Below are 17,860 nucleotides of genomic sequence, written 5' to 3'. Positions count from 1 at the left end.
GTGCCGTGCGGTGGTCGCGCAGAACGGGATCAGGCCGCGGCAGTCGCTTGCACAGGCACAAACGCGGGTATGGGCGGTGAGCCTGCAGACAGTGTCATCACCTCATAACCCGTTGGGGTTACCAATACGGTGTGTTCCCATTGGGCAGACAACGAGTGGTCCTTGGTGACAATGGTCCAGCCGTCTTTCTCGGGGCCGTCCTTGATTTCTTTCTTGCCGGCGTTGATCATGGGCTCGATGGTGAAGGTCATGCCTTCGACCAGCTTGTCCAGTGTGCCCGGGCGCCCATAGTGCAGCACCTGGGGTTCTTCGTGGAAGATCTGGCCAATGCCGTGGCCGCAGAATTCGCGCACCACACTGAAACCATGGCCTTCGGCAAACTTCTGGATCGCATAACCGATATCACCCAGGTGGATGCCGGGTTTGACCAGCATGATGCCTTTCCACATGGCTTCGTAGGTGATGTTGGCCAGCCGCTTGGCGGCAATCGATACCTCGCCCACCATGAACATGCGGCTGGTGTCGCCGTGCCAGCCGTCCTTGATGACGGTGACATCGATGTTGACCACATCGCCCTTTTTGAGCGGCTTGTCGTTGGGGATGCCGTGGCAAACCTGGTGGTTGACCGAGGTGCAGATGGACTTGGGGTAGGGAATGTCGCCGCCACCCCGGTAATTCAGCGGTGCCGGAATGGCGCCTTGCACCTGGGTGATGTAGTCGTGGGCCAGCTTGTCCAGCGCGTTGGTGGTGACGCCGGGTTTGACGAAAGGGGTCAGGTAATCCAGCACTTCGGAGGCGAGGCGGCCTGCAACACGCATGCCAGCGATGCCCTGGGCATCTTTGTAGGTAATGGTCATGGCGCAATTATCCCAGAGAGTCGCAGCTGGAGCCGCCGTCAGGCTACGCAGACGCGGTTGCGGCCTTCCTGTTTGGCCCGGTACAGCGCTGCGTCGGCATCCAGAATCAGCTGGGCCAGGGAGTATCCCGACTTCTCGGTGTTGCTGACCCCGACACTCACCTGGTAGCGGATATTGCCTGCCGGGGTGGCCACCTGGGCCTGTGTTACCAGCTCCCGCAGGCGGTCTGCAATGCGGAAAGCTGATTCGGGGCCAGAGCCGTCCAGCAACAGCAAAAACTCTTCACCACCGTAGCGCACCACCAGGTCCCCCGGGCGCACCTGTGCAATCAGCAGTTTGGCAAGGTGGACCAGCACCTGGTCACCCACAGGGTGGCCGTATTTGTCATTGATGGCCTTGAAATGGTCGGCATCCACCAAGGCTATTGCGACGTTGCGCATGCTTTGCCGTGAACGCACCAGCACACGTTGTCCCATGCGCTCCATGCCCAGGCGGTTCAGGGTGCCGGTCAACGGGTCGAGCAGGGTCAGGCGGTTGAGTTTTTCGGCATACCGGTGGGCCACCAGCATGATCAGGCCAAAGGCGATGGTCACCTGGGCCAGCGCCACGACCAGAATTGTGATCGACATCAGCGTTTCATCGGACACCGCGTTGGGGCCACTGGCGTAGGCTACCAGCTGGTAGACGGAGCGCAGTACCAAGGCCAGGCCCAGCGCGGTGAAGCCACTCACGGCTATCCACATCATGGCGCGAACGCTTCCCCGCAAACCCCGCACCAGGGTGATGGCACAGGCCAGGTTCAGCCCACCCAAGAGCAGCCCCGTGGCCACCAGCCGCGCGGTCTGGCTGGGTTGCACGGTCGCAAAATAGGCGGGAATCAGAAACGTGACGGCGGTGATGCCCAGCAGCCAACGCCCGGTCAATGCCAGGTCACAGAACTGGCGCACACCCCGTAGCACCAGGGCCAGACCCAAACCCAGCAGGGCATAACTGAAGCCGCCATGCACGACCGCCGGCAGCTGGGTCATATTGCCGACCGCCAGCCCCAGGCAGGTCACCACATTGCCCAATGCCCACAGGCGCTGCTCGGCCAAGGCATCTGTGGACAGTGCGGCGGCAATCAACAACAGGGTCGTCAGGACCGTGAAGCCAATTTGTACCAACAGCAGCGTCGAATTGTTCAGCAAGGTGCCACCATGGATTCAGTCTAGCTGCCATGGGCAAAGCCTGCACGCGTTTTTTGTGATCAGGCTTTGCGCGGGTCTTCTTTCCAGCTGGATGCGCCTATCAAGACCAACTGCAGCTGTTTGACGAAGTTTTCGGTCATCTCCGCCTCCAGCATGGGTTGGTCGGGCGGCAGGTCCAGAATCTCGGGCGCCGCAGCCAGCATGGTGGTCACGATCAGGCCACACACCATTTGCAGGCTGGCGGTCGACAGGTCTTTGTAGGCGCCCAGGCGGCGGAAGTCCTGCGCCATTTCATTGGTGAAGTGCGCTACCTCGTTGCGAATGGCCATGCGCAAAATACGGCTGCCACCCGAGCGTTCGCTGGAGACGAACAAAAATAGCAGACGGTTGTCCACCACGTAGCGGCGGTAGACCTGCACCGAACGGCGCACGATGTCGGTGTTGGCGGTATCGGTTTGGCGGGCCTCGCGCAGCAGGCGGCGCAGCGCAATACCCATCTCCTCGACCAGCTCTAGGCCCAGTTCATCGGTATTGCGGAAGTGCCGGTAAAAGGCATTGGGCACCATGCCAGCCTCGCGCGCAATCTCGCGGATGCCCAGGCTGGTGAAGCTACGGCCTTCACCCATGAGGGCCAGTGCCGCCTGCAACAGGCTGTTGCGGGTGATGTCCTTGCGCTCGGTGCGGGTGAGCTTGTCCTTGGGGTCGGTGGTGGGTGTGGGCTTGGTCATGTCGATTGTGTGTACGTTTGTATTCTATTGTTTTTGGCCGGAATGCAGAAATAGGGTTGTTGTTCATTGGAAAATTGGTTGGCTTCTCTAAAGCCATTTCGGTTTATTGACTATTGGTGTACATATGTACACAATAAAACCATTCCAACCAGGAGCCACCATGCAGCCTTCCCCCACAACCGCTACCCGCACCACTGCCCACGTTCTGGCCCGTGCCGTGAACACGCCCTTGGTTAAGGCCTTGGGTCACCCTTGGGTGGAATCCATTGTTCGGCTGGATGCGGTAGAGGATGCACTCAGCGCCTTGCACCCGCTGTTGTCGTTGACGCAGGTCCGCGCGCGCGTGCTGCGCATCGTAGACGAGACCGCCACCACCAAGACCTTTGTGCTGCAGCCCAATGCGCTGTGGGCCAGCGCGCAGGCCGGGCAGTTTGTGCGTGTGCAGTTGGAGATCAATGGCCGCCGTGTGGAGCGGGCCTATAGCCTGTCGTCACGGCCGGGAGCGCGCCGCATCGCCTTTACCGTCAAGCGTCAGGACCAGGGTCTTGTCTCCAATCACTTGCACACCGCGGTTTCGGTTGGGGATGTGCTGACCATCAGCCAGGCCACGGGTGAATTCGTCCTGCCGGATGCCTTGCCCGCCAACATCTTGCTGCTCAGCGCGGGCAGCGGCATCACTCCGGTGATGTCCATGCTGCGCGATCTCAAGGCCCGCAATTACGGTGGCGATGTGGTGTTTCTGCATGTATGCCGGGCACCGGATGACCTGATCTTTGCCGCGCAGTTGCAAGCCCTGGCTGCCGATTTCACAGGCTTGCGACTGGTGGTGCATTACGACGCGAGTGCAGGTTTCTTCTCGCCACAGGTGTTGGCGCAACACGTGCCGGATCTGAACACGCGCAGCACCTGGATGTGTGGTCCGGCAGGGTTCATGGACGCCATCAGCGCGTATTGGGATACCCAGGGTTTTGACAAGCAGCTGTTTAGCGAGCGCTTTGTAGGTGCACCCTTGTTGCCCAGTACTGCCCCAGGCACACCCGTCCAGGTGTCCTTTGCCAACAGCGGCACCACATTCACCACCAGCGGCACAGACCCCTTGCTGGTGCAAGCCGAGCGGGCAGGGCTGACGCCCAAACACGGCTGCCGCATCGGCATCTGCCGCTCCTGCCAGTGTGTCAAAACCAGTGGCACGGTGGAGAACCTACAGACCGGTGAAGTGTCGTCCGCGCCGAATGAACTGATACGCCTGTGCATTTCCACCGCGCGCTCCGATGTGGCGCTGGCGCTCTGAACACACGCAACCCCAAACATTCAAACCCAGACTGGAGCCCTCCATGAGTTTTGCCAAACCCACCACCCTGAGCCGCGAACAGGTTGCCGAATTCGAACGCGAGGTCAACACCATCCGCGACAGCGTCATGAACAACCTCGGCCAAGCCGATGTGGACCACATGCGCAACATGATCCGCATCAGCCGCGCCAGCGAAATCGGTGGCCGCGCGCTGCTGCACTTTGGCGTGGGGCCACTCAGTTGGGTGGCAGGCGTGCTGGCCCTGGCCAGTGCCAAAATTTTGGACAACATGGAGATTGGTCACAACGTGATGCACGGCCAATACGACTGGACCGGCGACCCGGCGCTGAATTCACAAACCTTTGAGTGGGACATTGCCTGTGATGGCGAGCAGTGGCGGCATTCACACAACGTCACCCACCACACCTACACCAACATCCTGGGCAAGGACCGCGACCTGGGTTATTCACTGTTGCGCATGACGGATGAACAAAAGTGGAAGCCGCGCCACTGGTTCCAGCCGCTGGCGAACCTGATGCTGGCCATGGGTTTCCAGTACGGCGTGGGTTCACACGATCTGGAGATTGGCCGTTACAAACACGGCGCCATGCCCAAGGCCGAATTCAAGGCGCGGCTGGACCGTTTCTTGACCAAGGTCGGCAAGGTCTGGTTCAAGGACTACCTGCTGTTCCCCGCACTGGCGCTGTGGAGTGCTCCGCGTGTGCTGGCGGGTAATTTCTGCGCCAATTTGATACGCAACCTGTGGACCTACCTGATCATCTTTTGCGGCCACTTCACCGAGGGTGTAGCGATCTACCGCGAGGAAGATACACGCAACGAAACCAAGGGTGACTGGTACATACGCCAGCTCTCGGGCTCCAGCAACCTCACGGGTGGCAGGCTCTTTCACGTGATGAGTGGCCATCTGAGCCACCAGATCGAACACCACCTGTTCCCCGACATGCCGGCCCACCGCTACCCGGAAGTGGCCCCGCAGATCCAGGCGCTGTGCCGCAAATACGGCCTTTTCTACAACACGGGCAGCCTGTACAAGCAGTATTGGACGGTGATGAAGCGCATATTGACCTACACCATGCCGCCCAAGCGTGTGCCCGTTTGATGCACTGCAATATGCGGTTAGGCGAAGCGCTCTACGTTAAATGACCAATTGGTCGGTACCATCGCGCCCCAAAGGAGCTTCCCTCTCATGAACGATTCGTACCTTGGCTTTGCCAACTCAACTTTAGGCTCCCGTATCGCAGCGATGCTGGGCTTGCCCCAACCCCTGCCTTTGGAGCGTTTTAAACCCGGCCAACCCGTCATCAAGGGTGGTGTGTTGCTCGGTGGCGGTGGTACCCCCCAACTGCTGAACGCGCTGGTAGCCGCCTTCAAGTCCATGGACGCACAAACCGTGGCGCACAAGAGCCTGCCGCAATGGATGGGCTTGGCCAACGAGGCCGGCATGATGACCGGCCGCTGGGGCGTTGCCGACCAGCCAGGCGAAAAAGTCAAGGCCCTGGTATTTGACGCCACGGGCCTGACCGACAGCTCGGAATCGGACGCCATCTACAACTTCTTCCACGACGCCGCACGTTCGGTGTTGCCCTGCGGCCGAGTGGTTGTGCTGGGTCGCCCGCCCGAGGCTTGTGCCAATCCGCGCCAGGCCACGATCCAGCGCGCACTGGAAGGTCTGACGCGCTCATTGGCCAAGGAACTCAAACGTGCCATCACAGTACAACTGGTGTACGTGGCCGAGGGCGCCGAAGACCAGTTGGAGAACACCTTGCGCTTTTTGCTGTCGCCGCGTTCGGCTTATGTGTCGGCGCAGGTGGTGCGCTTGAGCATGCCCAGCACCGCTACTGCAGCCGTCGACTGGAACCTGCCCCTCGCCGGTAAAAAGATTCTGGTAACCGGCGCATCACGCGGCATTGGTGAGTCGATTGCTGAGGTGATGGCCCGCGACGGGGCAGAGGTCATCTGCCTGGACGTACCGCAAGCGCAAGAAGGTCTGGATGCTGTGGCCAAACGCCTGGGTGCCAAGGCACTGGCGCTAGATATTGGTTCTGCCGAAGCGCCCCAAGCCCTGGTGGACGCAGCGCTGGCCGATGGCGGTTGGGACGTGGTCGTGCACAACGCCGGCATCACCCGCGACAAGACCATTGCCAACATGAAGGACCACCTGTGGCAGGCAGTGGTCAACGTCAACCTGTCCACCCAAGAGCGCATCAACGACGCGCTGGTAGCAGCAGGTGCCTTGAAAGCCGGTGCGCGCATTGTGTGTGTGTCGTCCATCTCCGGCATAGCCGGCAACCTGGGCCAGACCAATTACGCGTTGTCCAAGGCCGGTGTTATTGGCATGGTGCAAAGCATGGCGCCGGTACTGGCCGAGAAGGGCATCACCATCAACGCCGTGGCGCCTGGTTTCATCGAAACCCAGATGACGGCCGCTGTGCCGTTTGCGATCCGCGAAGCCGGCCGCCGCATGAATTCCATGGGGCAGGGCGGTCAGCCGGTGGACGTGGCCGAGGCCATTGCCTGGTTTGCGTCTCCAGCCTCCGGCGGTTTGACCGGCAATGTGGTGCGCGTCTGCGGCCAAAGCCTGATTGGTGCTTAAAACTATGACTACAACCCAAGACATCACCGGCTCCCCCAGCCTGGCGGCCACCTTCTTCCGTGCCCTGGGCACGGGTGGCAAGCGCCCCGGCCTGGTCAAGACCTTGCCCAAGGTCGAGCTGGCCATCCCCAGCGTCACGCTGGATGCCCAACACATCGCGCGTTATGCCGCACTGTGCGGCTTCAGCGCATCACAAGGTGTGCCGCTGATCTACCCGCAAATGCTGACCTTCCCGCTGGTGACGGCGTATATGTGCTCACCCGAATGCCCCTGGCCCGCCATGGGCACGGTGCATTTGGCCAACAGCATTGCGCAGCGCAAGCAATTGCGCGCCGGTGACACGGTGCGGATCGAGATGGGCACGGGCGAACTGTTCACCCACGAAAAAGGCCAGGGTTTTACGCTGGACCTGCGCATCCTGCGCGATGGTGAGCTGGTCTGGAGCGCCACACAAAGCCTGCTGCGCGTGGGTGTCAAGGAAACATCGGGCCAGCCCTTCACCAGCCAGCTGGCGCTGGACACATCGCTGTCATGCCAGACCGAATTTACGGCGCCTGCCGACATTGGCCGCAGTTATGGCGCCGTGTCGGGTGACCGCAACCCCATCCACCTGACGGCCATCACCGCCAAGCTGTTTGGCTTCAAACGCGCCATTGCACATGGCATGTGGACCAAGGCACGCGCCTTGTCCTACCTGCTGCCGGCGGATCCGCTGGAGCAGGCCTCGGCCGCCGTGGAGTTCAAGACACCGCTGCTGCTGCCTGGTCGCGCCGCGCTATGGACCGAACGCTCCGCCCACGGTGCGCAGTTTGAAGTGCGCGACAAAAAGGGCATGCGCCCCCATCTGCGCGGCCAACTTAGCTACTAAAACTGTAGCAAACGCCCTGCGAACCAGTCTTTTATTTTGTTTTGCAATACGCAAGGAACAACACCATGACAACTCCCTCCATTCGCCGCGTCGCCATTCTGGGCGGCAACCGCATTCCTTTTGCCCGCTCCAACACCGTTTATTCCCAAGCCTCCAACCAGGAGATGCTGACCGCCACGCTGCAGGGCCTGGTGGACCGTTTTAACCTGCACGGCGAACGCCTGGGCGACGTGGTTGCCGGTGCGGTGATGAAACATTCGCGTGACTTCAACCTGGTGCGCGAATCCGTGTTGTCCACCACGCTGGCGCGCGAGACACCGGCCTTTGACATCCAGCAAGCCTGCGGCACCGGCCTGGAGGCGGCGATGATCGTGGCCAACAAGATCGCCTTGGGCCATATCGAGTCCGGCATTGCCGGCGGTGTGGATACCACCTCCGACGCACCGATTGCGCTGAACGAAAAGCTGCGCAAGATCCTCTTGGACCTGTCCCGCGCCAAGACCGGTGCGCAGCGTCTGGCGATTGCCGCGCGTGTGCGTCCCTCCATGCTGCTCAAGCCCGCCTTGCCCCGAAACGGCGAGCCACGCACCGGTTTCTCCATGGGTGAACACGCCGAGATCATGGCGCGTGAATGGGCCGTTCCCCGTGAAGCCCAAGACGAACTGGCGCTGAAGAGCCACCAGAACCTTGCCAAGGCCTACGACCAGGGTTTCTTCACCGACCTGATGACACCGTTCAAGGGTGTGACCAAAGACAACAACCTGCGCGCCGACCTGACGATTGAAAAGCTGCGGTCGCTGAAACCCGTGTTCGACAAGAAAGTCGCACCGGGCCAGGGCACCTTGACGGCCGGCAACTCCACACCGCTGACCGACGGCGCATCCGCCGTGCTGCTGGCCAGCGAAGAGTGGGCCGCCGCGCATAACCTGCCAGTGCAGGCCTACATCACCTTCAGCGAAGTTGCTGCCGTGGACTTCTTCGACAAGAAAGAAGGCTTGCTGATGGCCCCGGCCTACGCTGTGCCGCGCATGCTGGCGCGCGCTGGCCTCACGCTGCAAGACTTTGACTACTACGAGATCCACGAAGCCTTTGCCGCCCAGGTGTTGTGCACGCTGAACGCCTGGCAAGACAAGGTGTTCTGCAAGAACCAGTTGGGCCTGTCCAAGCCGCTGGGCAAGATCGACATGAGCAAACTCAACGTCAACGGCAGCTCGCTTGCAGCGGGTCACCCCTTTGCCGCAACCGGCGGTCGCATTGTGGCCACGCTGGCCAAGATGCTGGCGCAAAAGGGCTCCGGCCGCGGTTTGATCTCCATCTGCGCCGCAGGTGGCCAGGGCGTTGTCGCCATCATCGAAAGGTAATTCTCGCCATGCTGCAATACAAAGCCCCCCTGCGCGACATGCGCTTTTTGATTAACGAAGTGCTGGACTACCCCCAGCATTACGGCACGCTGTCCAACGGCGCCGACGCCACACCCGAGATGGTCGACGCCATTCTGGAAGGCGCGGCCACGCTGTGTGAAGAGGTGCTGGCGCCGCTGAACGCATCCGGCGACAAGGAAGGCTGCCAGTTGAACGACGGTGTGGTCACCACGCCCAAGGGTTTCAAGGAAGCCTACGCAGAATTCATCGCCGGTGGCTGGCAAGGCCTGTCCTTCCCCGTGGAGTACGGCGGCCAGGGCCTGCCCATGTCGCTGAACCTGATGAAGTCGGAAATGATGGGCGCGGCCAACTGGTCGTTCAACATGTACCCCGGCCTGAGCATCGGTTGCATCAACACGCTGCTGCAATACGGCACCGACGCCATTAAGACGGTCTACTTGCCCCGCCTGGTTGCGGGCGAATGGACCGGCACCATGTGCCTGACCGAACCCCAGTGCGGCACCGACCTGGCCCAGGTCAAGACCCGCGCCGAGCCACAAGCGGATGGCACCTACGCGCTGACCGGCACCAAGATTTTTATCTCGTCTGGCGACCACGACCTGGCGAAAAACATCGTGCACATCGTGCTGGCCCGCCTGCCGGGGGCTCCAGAAGGCACACGCGGTATCTCGCTGTTTGTGGTCCCCAAGTTTGCGGTGGCAGCTGACGGCACCGTGGGTGATCGCAACGGCGTCAACACCGGTTCGCTGGAGCACAAGATGGGCATCGCCGCCAATGCGACGGCTGTATTGAACTTTGACGGCGCCATCGGCACCCTGATTGGCGAGCCCAACAAGGGGCTGGAAGCCATGTTCACCTTTATGAATACGGCCCGCATCGGCACCGCCATCCAGGGTGTGGCCCATGCCGAGCTGTCCTTCCAGGGCGCGTTGCCCTACGCCCAAGAGCGCCGCTCCATGCGCGCGCTGTCCGGCAAAAAAGAACCTGAACAAGTGGCGGATGCCTTGATCTGGCACCCCGATGTGCGCCGCATGTTGCTCACACAAAAAGCCATTGCCGAAGGCGGCCGGGCCATGGTCTACGGCGCTTCCAAAATCGCCGACAAGATGTTCAACGCCGTGACGGAAGGCGACCAGGCCAAGTACAAGAAGTACGACGACGAACTGGGTTTCTACACGCCCATCCTCAAGGGCTTTTTGACCGAGATGGGCCTGGAAGCGGCCAACCTGGGCATCCAGGTGTTTGGCGGCCACGGCTACATCGGTGAACACGGCATGGAGCAGATTGCGCGCGATGCCCGCATCTCCACGCTGTACGAAGGCACAACCGGCATCCAGGCGCTGGACCTGCTGGGCCGCAAGGTGTTGCTCAATACCAAGGGCAAGTGTGTGCGCGATTTCAGCGCCACCATGCTGCGCCTGATCAAGCCCTATTCGCTGCAACGCACGCCCATGGGTCAGATGATGCGCACGCTGGCGCGCCGCACGGCGCAGTGGAATGTGCTGACCACACTCATCATGCTGCGCGCGTCCAAGGACCGCGAGCAGGTGGGTTCATCCAGCGTGGACTACCTGATGTACTCCGGCTTTGTGATGATGGCCTACTTCTGGGCGCTGCAAGCATCCAAGGCCGCCGAGCTGCTGGCCAGCGGCAAGGGCAAGGAGTCCAACGACTTCTACACCGCCAAGATCCAGACGGCAGAGTTCTACTTTGCGCGCCTGCTGCCCCGTGCAGATGGCCACTACAGCGCGGCACTGGCACCCACCAGTGCGGTGATGCAGATGCCGCAGGAACTGTTCCAGATGGCGTGAGGCTTTGGGGTTCTGATCGGCTCGTGACTTTTGTCACTTGTCCGGCCGATCAGGCCCCGCGTATTATGGGTCGATCATGATCCATGCCACCGTCAACAATGAAGACCGCCTCGGCATGGGGGTCTTGGTCGTTGACGATCACGATTTGGTGCGACTGGGCCTGAAGACTCTGCTTGATTCGTATGCGCGCACCTTGCCGTGCGCGCTGGTGTGGTTCGAGGCTGCCTCGCTAGCTCGGGCGATGGACACCTATGCCCAACAGCGCGCCCATGTTCACCTGGTATTGCTGGACCTGCACCTGCCAGATGCCCACGGTCTGCTGGGTCTGCAGACCTTCCTGCGGCGCTTTCCGGATGCCCCTGTGGCAGTAATTTCCGGCAACTCCGACCCCTACACCCAACGACAGGCGCTCAACCTCGGCGCGCAGGCTTACCTGAGCAAAAACGGACATATGCAGGAAGTGCTGGACTTTGTCTGCCAGCTGTCCGCTCACCGCGCCATCGACAAAAGCATCGAACCGAGCCCCACACAAGTCCTTGGTGATGAGCGTGGCCCCAATCGAACGATCCGCAGCAGCAGCGGTATGGTCGTACAACTGAGTGCCAGGCAATCGCAGGTGCTGGACGCGCTGCTCAGCGGTTTGTCCAACCGCGAAATTGCCGAGCGTGTGTGCCTGTCGGAAGGCACCGTGAAAAACCACATCTCCCAGTTGTTGCTGAGCTTTGGCGTTCGCTCCCGCTCGCAACTTCTCACACTGTTAAGGTAAGTCCATGCGTAAATCTGCGATCAGTCGCGACACAGACGCGGAGGAGCAGCGGCTTCAAGCGCATATCCTCAGCGCGCAAGTCAAGGCACTTTTTGCCACCTACCTCTCATCCTCCATTGCCGGCGCGGTGTTTGCACTGGGTACCAGTGTTTTGCTGTACTGGTTGTGGCCTGCGCAGACCATATTGCTGTGGTACGGCCTTCACTTCGCCGTGCGTTTGTTGATCCCGCTGCAAGGCCGGGCATTTGACCGCGATCCCTTGGGCCTGACCACACATGCCAGTCAATGGCGCCGCCGGCATGCGTGGGAGATGCTGGCTTTCAGTGTGATCTGGGGGCTATTGCCCTGGGCCGTACCGCCTGGGGACAATCTGGATGCCAGCGCATTGATGATGATCCTGATTCTGACGCTCAGCAATGTGGGCGCCCCGTCGCTGACCATTTCAATGTCTTCGGTGAAGTGTTTTGTGATACCGATGACGCTGGGCCTGGCCGCCAACCTGGCCTGGCAAGGCACGGTGTTGAGCAGTTTCCTGGCGCTGTCCTGCCTGCTCAACATGGCCGTTACGCTCCACTATGCGCGCCAGCAGCACGAGTCCGCGCTGCGCATGATCCGCAGTCAGTTCGAGAACCAGTCGCTGGCGGGGCGTCTGGCGCAACAGGTCGACCAGGTAGTGCGCAGCGACACCGAGAAGACTCGCTTCCTGGCTGCCGCCAACCACGACATGCGCCAGCCCCTGCACGCCATCTCCCTGTTCGGCGCTGTGCTCGAACGCGAGTTGCACGCGCACCCGCAGGGTGTGAATGCGCGGCATTTGATGGGTGCCGTGCGCGCACTTTCTGATTCGCTGGACGCCATGCTGGATGTCTCTCAGCTCGACGCGGGTGGCGTGCACGCGACCAAGAGTCCGATCCCCTTGCAACCGGTACTGCAATCGCTGGGTGCCATCTTCGCCGCCCGGGCCGAAGAAAAAGGCTTGCAGTTGCGCTTGCGCACCAGTGCGTTATGGGTGCAGAGCGACGCCTTTTTGCTGCAGCGGCTGGTCTCCAACCTGGTGGACAACGCCATCAAATATACCGAGCAGGGTGGGGTGCTGATCGTGGCACGCCAGCGCGGGCCCGAGGTCTGGCTGGATGTGGTCGATACCGGTATTGGCATCGCTCCTGAGCTCCAGCAGCGTGTCTTCGATGAGTTCTTTCAGGTCGACAACCCTGGCCGTGATCGCAGCCGTGGTTTGGGCTTGGGTTTGTCGGTGGTTCACCGTCTCGCAAGCTTGTTGGAACATCCGATGGAAGTGCATTCGCGCCCCGGTCGCGGCAGTCGCTTCAGGATTCGGCTCGTGCAGGCGTCCATCCCCTCTCTGCCCGCCGGGCCTATGGCCGCCGATACCGCACCCCTCCACAATGCACAACTGCCAAAACGGGTCCTGCTCATTGATGACGAGGTGAGCATTTCGGTGGCCGTGACCGCCTTGTTGCACAGCTTCAAGGTGGAGTTGGTGAGTGTGCGCGACGAGGCGCAGGCGCGCGCCGCCATTGCGCAAGCGCATGCCGACCAGGCGCCCTTTGAGACGGTGATCTGCGACATGCGCCTGGCCCATGGCGTGGATGGCCTGGCTGTGGCCCGATCACTCGCAGCCCTGGCGCCAGCGCATGCGCCCTGGCAAACAATGTTGATCACCGGCGAAACCAGCCCGGACACGCTGCGCCGCATCCAGGACAGTGGCCTGACAGCCCTGTACAAGCCGGTGAACGCGCAGGCCCTGCTCAACGCAATCCGCGTGCCGCCCCGCTGAGGGCCCGCGCGCTGCCGTCCAGCCGGTTCGGGCGGGAACAAGTCATGACTTTCGGCACTGTTGGGCCACGGCGTGCGCTTCTAGACTCCGTGCACCCCGTAACCCAAGGAGATGCCATGAAGAACTACACACACAGCCTGACGGTCCTCACCCTGACCGTGCTGCTCGCCGCCTGTGGCGGCGGCAGCGAGGCGCCTGCCCCCACCACCCCCACCGGCGCAACGCTGCCATCCGATTTTGCTAGCACCCAGGAGTGCATGGTGGGCCGATGGCTGCTGACTGCCGACCAGGCGCAACGCGCAATCACGGCGGCATCGCTGCCCGCTTTCGTCAGCATCGCAACCACAGGCCAGGCCATTGTGGACATCCGCGCCAACGGCACCTACACCTACACCCCGAGCTTCACGATCAACATGAACGCCAGCGGCGAACGCGCCACGGGCAACACTGCCGGCAGCGTCACCGGCACCTGGAGGGTCAGCAGCGACGTACTGACCACGGCCGAGACCAGCAACAACATCACCAGCACCGTCAGCGGCTCCTTCGGAACCATCTCCGTCCCAGTGTCGGGGGGGTTCGGTGCGGGCACTTCGCGCATCCTGTCGTGTCAGCCTATGACCTTGAGCTACGAAGTAGGGGGGGCTATGCCCTTTACCCAAACCCTGGTGTTATCCGCACGCTGATCGTGGGCCACGCATGTCGGCCAGGACCATGGTGAGAGAATGAAGCAGCGCTTTAGCACGTTCAACCCAGGGAAATTCAACACTATGGTTCAACCCACATTGCAAGCCGGCTGCCGACGCGGCTACCGCTTTTCAGCGCGCGACGCACTCCGTATCGGGTGGGGCCTGGGGTTCAGTCTGCTGTGTGGCGTGGCCCTGGCGCAGGATATGTCCGGCGCCAAAGACCACCCGGCCATCAAACGGTATGCGGGCTCCAGCATCGTGGCCTATGACGTGAAGCAGTTTGATTCGGTCGACATCCCCACCAGCAGTTTTGCCAGGTTCAACCTGAGCACCGGCAAGCGCGAGTTTGCCGCCCCGCCCGTGGTGGCCGAGGGCCGGCGTACCCGCATCTGGTACGAGGCACCGGGCGAGACCAGCAGCGTCGAAGTGTTCCGCAACTACGCGGCCGAGCTCACTGCCCAGGGCTTCACCCTGCTGTACGACTCCACCAAAGACGCCAAACTGGGCAAGTGGAATGGTTACCTGAATGGCTTTACCTTCAATAAGGCGCCGCTCGCCACCAACCGCAGCCAGTTTGTGTTCACCGGCGCCTCCATGGGCGGCATCCAAACCCTGTCGGCCCAGCGCGAGCGCCAAGGGCAGCTCACCTATGTGCACCTGGTGGCCGTGCAGTGGGACAAGCCCAACATTACCTACAAAGCACAGCGCGGTGCCTATGTGGCGCTGGACGTGGTCGATGTGGGCGCCCTCAAGCAGGACATGGTGAGCGTCAGCGCGTCTGACATGTCCAAAGCCATTGCCGCCACCGGGCGCATTGCGCTCTACGGCATCTTGTTTGACACCGCCAAGGCCGATCTCAAGGCCGAATCCAAACCGGCATTGGATGAGATAGCCAAGCTGCTGCAAAGTGATACCAGCCTGAAACTGCGCGTAGTGGGCCACACCGACAACCAGGGCGCGCTGGAGTCCAACATCGCCCTGTCCAAACGCAGGGCCGAGGCGGTCACCGCTGCGCTGGCCAGCAGCTACGGCGTGGCCGCCAACCGCCTGTCAGCCTTTGGTGTGGCCGACCTGGCCCCGGTGGCCAGCAACAGCGGCGAAGAAGGCCGCGCCAAGAACCGCCGGGTAGAGCTGGTACCGCAGTAGCCGAACTGGCAGTTGCCCATTCGCGGTGATGCCGATGCCGCTGGAGCTGTTCCAGATGGCTTGAAGCCAAATCGGGCTCTAGCCCCCGTACTTGTTGACTGTGTTGCTATCAATTTGCTCAAGCCGCTGCGCCACCAAGCGCACCAGTGCGCGCGCGTTGGCTCCTGCAGTGTGCACGGGCAAGGTCAGGGCCTGAACACAGTCGCCCTCTGTAATGGGCAAATGCCAGTCGGGCAGCAGGTTGTGTAAACGCCCTGCCGCCACGTCTTCCTGCACGCAAAAGTCGGGTGCCAACACAACCCCTTGGCCGAGCCGCGCCAGCGTTACCAGGGCTTCGAGACTGTCGGCGCTGATGTGTGGCTGCAGTTCCACGGTTTCGCGGGCGTTGCCGCTATGGCTGTGCCACTGCAGCGGCCAGCTTTGCGCGCCGCCCTCCAGCATGAGCAAAGGCCATTGCTGCAAGGCCTGCGGTCCCGTCAGGGGCGTCGGCGCAACGCCGTACGCACCAATGCGATAGCGCAGCACCGGCTGGGCCACACAGTCCTCAGGGGGCTTGCGGGTAATGCGAAAGGCCACATCCACCCCCTCGCGCACCAGGTCTACACGCCGTTCGGTAAACATCAACTCCATGGCTACGCCCGGGTGAATGCGGCCAAACTCGGCCAGCAAAGGCAACAACACGCTGTAGCCGAATGCGCGCATGCTGGTGATGCGCAGGCGCCCCTGCAAGGCATCGCCTTCCTTTCGCAGCGCCATGCGTGCCGCATTGGCTGCTTCGTGCACAACCTGAGCCCGCGCAGCCAGCGCGCGCCCGGCCTCGGTCAAACCCAGCGAGCGGGTGGTGCGTGCCAGCAGCGTCTGGCCGGCTAGCTGCTCCATGGCGGCCACACGGCGGCTGACGGCTGCACGCGTCAACCCCAACTGGCGCGCCGCGCGTGAAAAGCTGCCGGCAGCGACCACACGGGCAAACAACTCCAGCGCGTTGGCATCCAAAGCCGCGTTTTCGCGATGGCGGTGCAACTGGGTTGCTGACAAGCCGAGTGCGTCTTTTGGTGAGTTCATGTAAACAGTGTGTTGAATGAAGTGAGTCTAGTCAAACAAATAGTACAAATCTACCATGCAGCTACATGAACCAACTGTTTGGAGACACTATGTCTTTTGCCTTGTCTACCGCCGCCCCTGCCACGCACAGGACTACGTTGGAATCCCCCGACCAAGTGCACCTGCATGCCCATCTGCCATTCCAGGATGCCCAGGATGCAACTGCCGCGCAGGACGCGGCGGTCGGCATGGGCGCGGTGCAATTTGCCGCCATGGATGGTCACCCGTTGCACGGGCACTGGTTTGTGCCGCAGCACCGTGCTGCCCATGCGGTGGCTGTCGTGGCGCCCGCCACCGGTGTCCCGCAGCGCTATTACCACGCCTTTGCCCGCTGGCTTGCCGAGCGCGGTTATGCCGTTTTGTGTTTTGACTACCGCGGAATGGGCAATCGCGGCAGCGCCAATGGGCGCACCGGTATGCGGGAATGGGTGCGCCACGACCTCTCTGGGGCCTTGGCCTGTGCGAAGGCGCGTAGCACCCAAAGCGATCAGCGATTGCCATTGCTGTGGGTCGGGCACTCTTTGGGCGGCAATGGCTTGCCGCTGGTACAGGGGCTTGAGCACATCAATGCGGTCATTACCCTGGGTTCGCAGTTCGGGTACTGGAAGCTGTGGCCGCGCGGATGGCACCGCCAGGTGACCCGCGTGTTCTTTGGGCGCTGGGTCCCGCTGTGTGTGCGTCTGACTGGCAAGCTACCAGGCTGGGCACTGGGCGGTGGCGAGGCGCTGCCCGGGGCAGCCGCCATGGACTGGTCTCGATGGGGCATGTCCCCTGGATACTTCCGCGATGACCCGGCGTGCGCCGGCTGGTACCAGCCCGACCAGTTTCGGGGTCACATGCAGCTGTGGAGCATTGACGACGACAAAACTTTTGGCCCTGTGGATGCGGTGGACGCACTGGCGGCGTGCTTTAGCCAGAGCAACGGGCAGGTCGAGCGCTTGCACCTGCACCCGCGAGCGGTCGGGCGCAAAACAGTCGGGCATTTCGGTGTGTTTCAACGCGTGGCGGAGGCAAAAATTTGGCCCATGGTGTTAAACCACATAGAGGCCAAGGTGCCGCTCTTGCGCCCAGCGGTTGGCGTTGCGTCATAGCTACCCGTGTGGTCACGCAGTTGCCGCAACCGCTGTTCCTCCCAGTCTCAAGTGCGCGAAAGCCTCTCCAACGCATCGCTTACGCGGGCTGATTGTTCAGCCATTGCTGCCATCTCTTGCAGCGACAGGGGCAACATCATGGCGGCCACTATTTCATCTTGAATCGCCATAGATTGAAGCGCCAAGACGCTGCCGCTGCTGGTCAGATACAGGCGTTTGGCACGCAGGTCGCGGTCATCCGCCTCGCGGCGTAGCCAGCCACGCTCTTCCATGCGGGTCAGTAACATACTGATGCCGCTTTTGGCAACGAAACACCGCGTGGCCAGGGCCTGTTGTGTCATACCCGGCGCCAATGACAGGTTGGCCAGCACCTCGTGCTCGCCGACCTTAAGGCCCAGGGGTGCGAGGCGAGTCGCCAGGGTGGCGTCGCACAGGTTGTAGGCCCGCACCACACCGAACCACGCTTTGGTAGCGGCGGCATTTCGCGGATCAATCTCTAATTTTGTTTGTGGCATATAGTTCAATTATGAACTATAA

General features: G+C 61.7%; 16 protein-coding genes. 11 read left to right on the top strand and 5 right to left on the bottom strand.

The annotated features are described in order from the left end of the window. Positions 1 to 29: 29 nt before the first annotated feature. Genes map through fabR form a run of 3 tightly spaced genes read right to left on the bottom strand, consistent with a single transcriptional unit; the run spans position 30 to position 2,772 of the window. Complete coding sequence (gene map, locus HZ993_RS03525; RefSeq protein WP_209395892.1) at positions 30 to 857, bottom strand: type I methionyl aminopeptidase; 828 nt, start codon at positions 855 to 857, stop codon at positions 30 to 32. 38 nt (positions 858 to 895) lie between these two features. Beyond that, the gene (locus tag HZ993_RS03520) at positions 896 to 2,044 is read right to left on the bottom strand and encodes a GGDEF domain-containing protein (protein WP_209395891.1); all 1,149 of its coding nucleotides are present in this window, start codon (positions 2,042 to 2,044) and stop codon (positions 896 to 898) included. A gap of 59 nt (positions 2,045 to 2,103) precedes the next feature. Beyond that, on the bottom strand, positions 2,104 to 2,772 hold the full coding sequence (gene fabR, locus HZ993_RS03515; RefSeq protein ID WP_209395890.1) for an HTH-type transcriptional repressor FabR: 669 nt from the start codon (positions 2,770 to 2,772) through the stop codon (positions 2,104 to 2,106). A gap of 160 nt (positions 2,773 to 2,932) precedes the next feature. Between fabR and HZ993_RS03510 the strand changes: the two genes are divergently transcribed. The 10 genes from HZ993_RS03510 to HZ993_RS03465 all read left to right on the top strand — a co-directional run bounded on the left by HZ993_RS03510 (position 2,933) and on the right by HZ993_RS03465 (position 15,131). Beyond that, the gene (locus HZ993_RS03510; protein ID WP_209395889.1) at positions 2,933 to 4,063 is read left to right on the top strand and encodes a ferredoxin reductase; all 1,131 of its coding nucleotides are present in this window, start codon (positions 2,933 to 2,935) and stop codon (positions 4,061 to 4,063) included. A gap of 43 nt (positions 4,064 to 4,106) precedes the next feature. Beyond that, entirely contained in the window at positions 4,107 to 5,183 is a 1,077-nt protein-coding gene (locus HZ993_RS03505) for an acyl-CoA desaturase (protein WP_209395888.1), read from the top strand. 87 nt (positions 5,184 to 5,270) lie between these two features. Further along, on the top strand, positions 5,271 to 6,677 hold the full coding sequence (locus tag HZ993_RS03500; RefSeq protein WP_209395887.1) for a 3-oxoacyl-ACP reductase: 1,407 nt from the start codon (positions 5,271 to 5,273) through the stop codon (positions 6,675 to 6,677). Between the two features lie 4 nt (positions 6,678 to 6,681). Further along, positions 6,682 to 7,545: a MaoC/PaaZ C-terminal domain-containing protein gene (locus HZ993_RS03495; protein WP_209395886.1), complete on the top strand. Its 864-nt coding sequence runs from the start codon at positions 6,682 to 6,684 to the stop codon at positions 7,543 to 7,545. A 65-nt stretch (positions 7,546 to 7,610) separates the two neighbouring features. Then, the gene (locus tag HZ993_RS03490) at positions 7,611 to 8,906 is read left to right on the top strand and encodes an acetyl-CoA C-acetyltransferase (protein ID WP_209395885.1); all 1,296 of its coding nucleotides are present in this window, start codon (positions 7,611 to 7,613) and stop codon (positions 8,904 to 8,906) included. An 8-nt stretch (positions 8,907 to 8,914) separates the two neighbouring features. After that, the gene (locus HZ993_RS03485; RefSeq protein WP_209395884.1) at positions 8,915 to 10,738 is read left to right on the top strand and encodes an acyl-CoA dehydrogenase C-terminal domain-containing protein; all 1,824 of its coding nucleotides are present in this window, start codon (positions 8,915 to 8,917) and stop codon (positions 10,736 to 10,738) included. Between the two features lie 76 nt (positions 10,739 to 10,814). After that, on the top strand, positions 10,815 to 11,504 hold the full coding sequence (locus HZ993_RS03480) for a response regulator transcription factor (RefSeq protein ID WP_209395883.1): 690 nt from the start codon (positions 10,815 to 10,817) through the stop codon (positions 11,502 to 11,504). A 4-nt stretch (positions 11,505 to 11,508) separates the two neighbouring features. Next, a complete protein-coding gene (locus HZ993_RS03475) occupies positions 11,509 to 13,299 on the top strand; it encodes a hybrid sensor histidine kinase/response regulator (protein ID WP_209395882.1) in 1,791 nt (596 codons plus the stop codon). Positions 13,300 to 13,415: 116 nt separating this feature from the next. Next, positions 13,416 to 13,982, top strand: a complete 567-nt coding sequence (locus HZ993_RS03470; protein WP_209395881.1) for a hypothetical protein — start codon at positions 13,416 to 13,418, stop codon at positions 13,980 to 13,982. 84 nt (positions 13,983 to 14,066) lie between these two features. Beyond that, a complete protein-coding gene (locus HZ993_RS03465) occupies positions 14,067 to 15,131 on the top strand; it encodes an OmpA family protein (RefSeq protein ID WP_209395880.1) in 1,065 nt (354 codons plus the stop codon). Between the two features lie 78 nt (positions 15,132 to 15,209). Here the strand turns inward: HZ993_RS03465 and HZ993_RS03460 are convergent, their stop codons facing one another. Continuing rightward, a complete protein-coding gene (locus HZ993_RS03460; protein WP_209395879.1) occupies positions 15,210 to 16,193 on the bottom strand; it encodes a LysR family transcriptional regulator in 984 nt (327 codons plus the stop codon). Positions 16,194 to 16,282: 89 nt separating this feature from the next. On the opposite strand from HZ993_RS03460, the gene HZ993_RS03455 reads away from it, so the two are divergent. After that, positions 16,283 to 17,323, top strand: a complete 1,041-nt coding sequence (locus HZ993_RS03455) for a serine aminopeptidase domain-containing protein (RefSeq protein ID WP_209395878.1) — start codon at positions 16,283 to 16,285, stop codon at positions 17,321 to 17,323. Between the two features lie 47 nt (positions 17,324 to 17,370). Here the strand turns inward: HZ993_RS03455 and HZ993_RS03450 are convergent, their stop codons facing one another. Further along, positions 17,371 to 17,838, bottom strand: a complete 468-nt coding sequence (locus tag HZ993_RS03450; RefSeq protein WP_209395877.1) for a MarR family winged helix-turn-helix transcriptional regulator — start codon at positions 17,836 to 17,838, stop codon at positions 17,371 to 17,373. Between the last annotated feature and the right edge of the window lie 22 nt (positions 17,839 to 17,860).

The sequence above is a fragment of the Rhodoferax sp. AJA081-3 genome (genome assembly GCF_017798165.1).
Lineage (GTDB): Bacteria > Pseudomonadota > Gammaproteobacteria > Burkholderiales > Burkholderiaceae_C > Allorhodoferax.
This window is presented reverse-complemented; position numbering and strand designations above follow the sequence as displayed.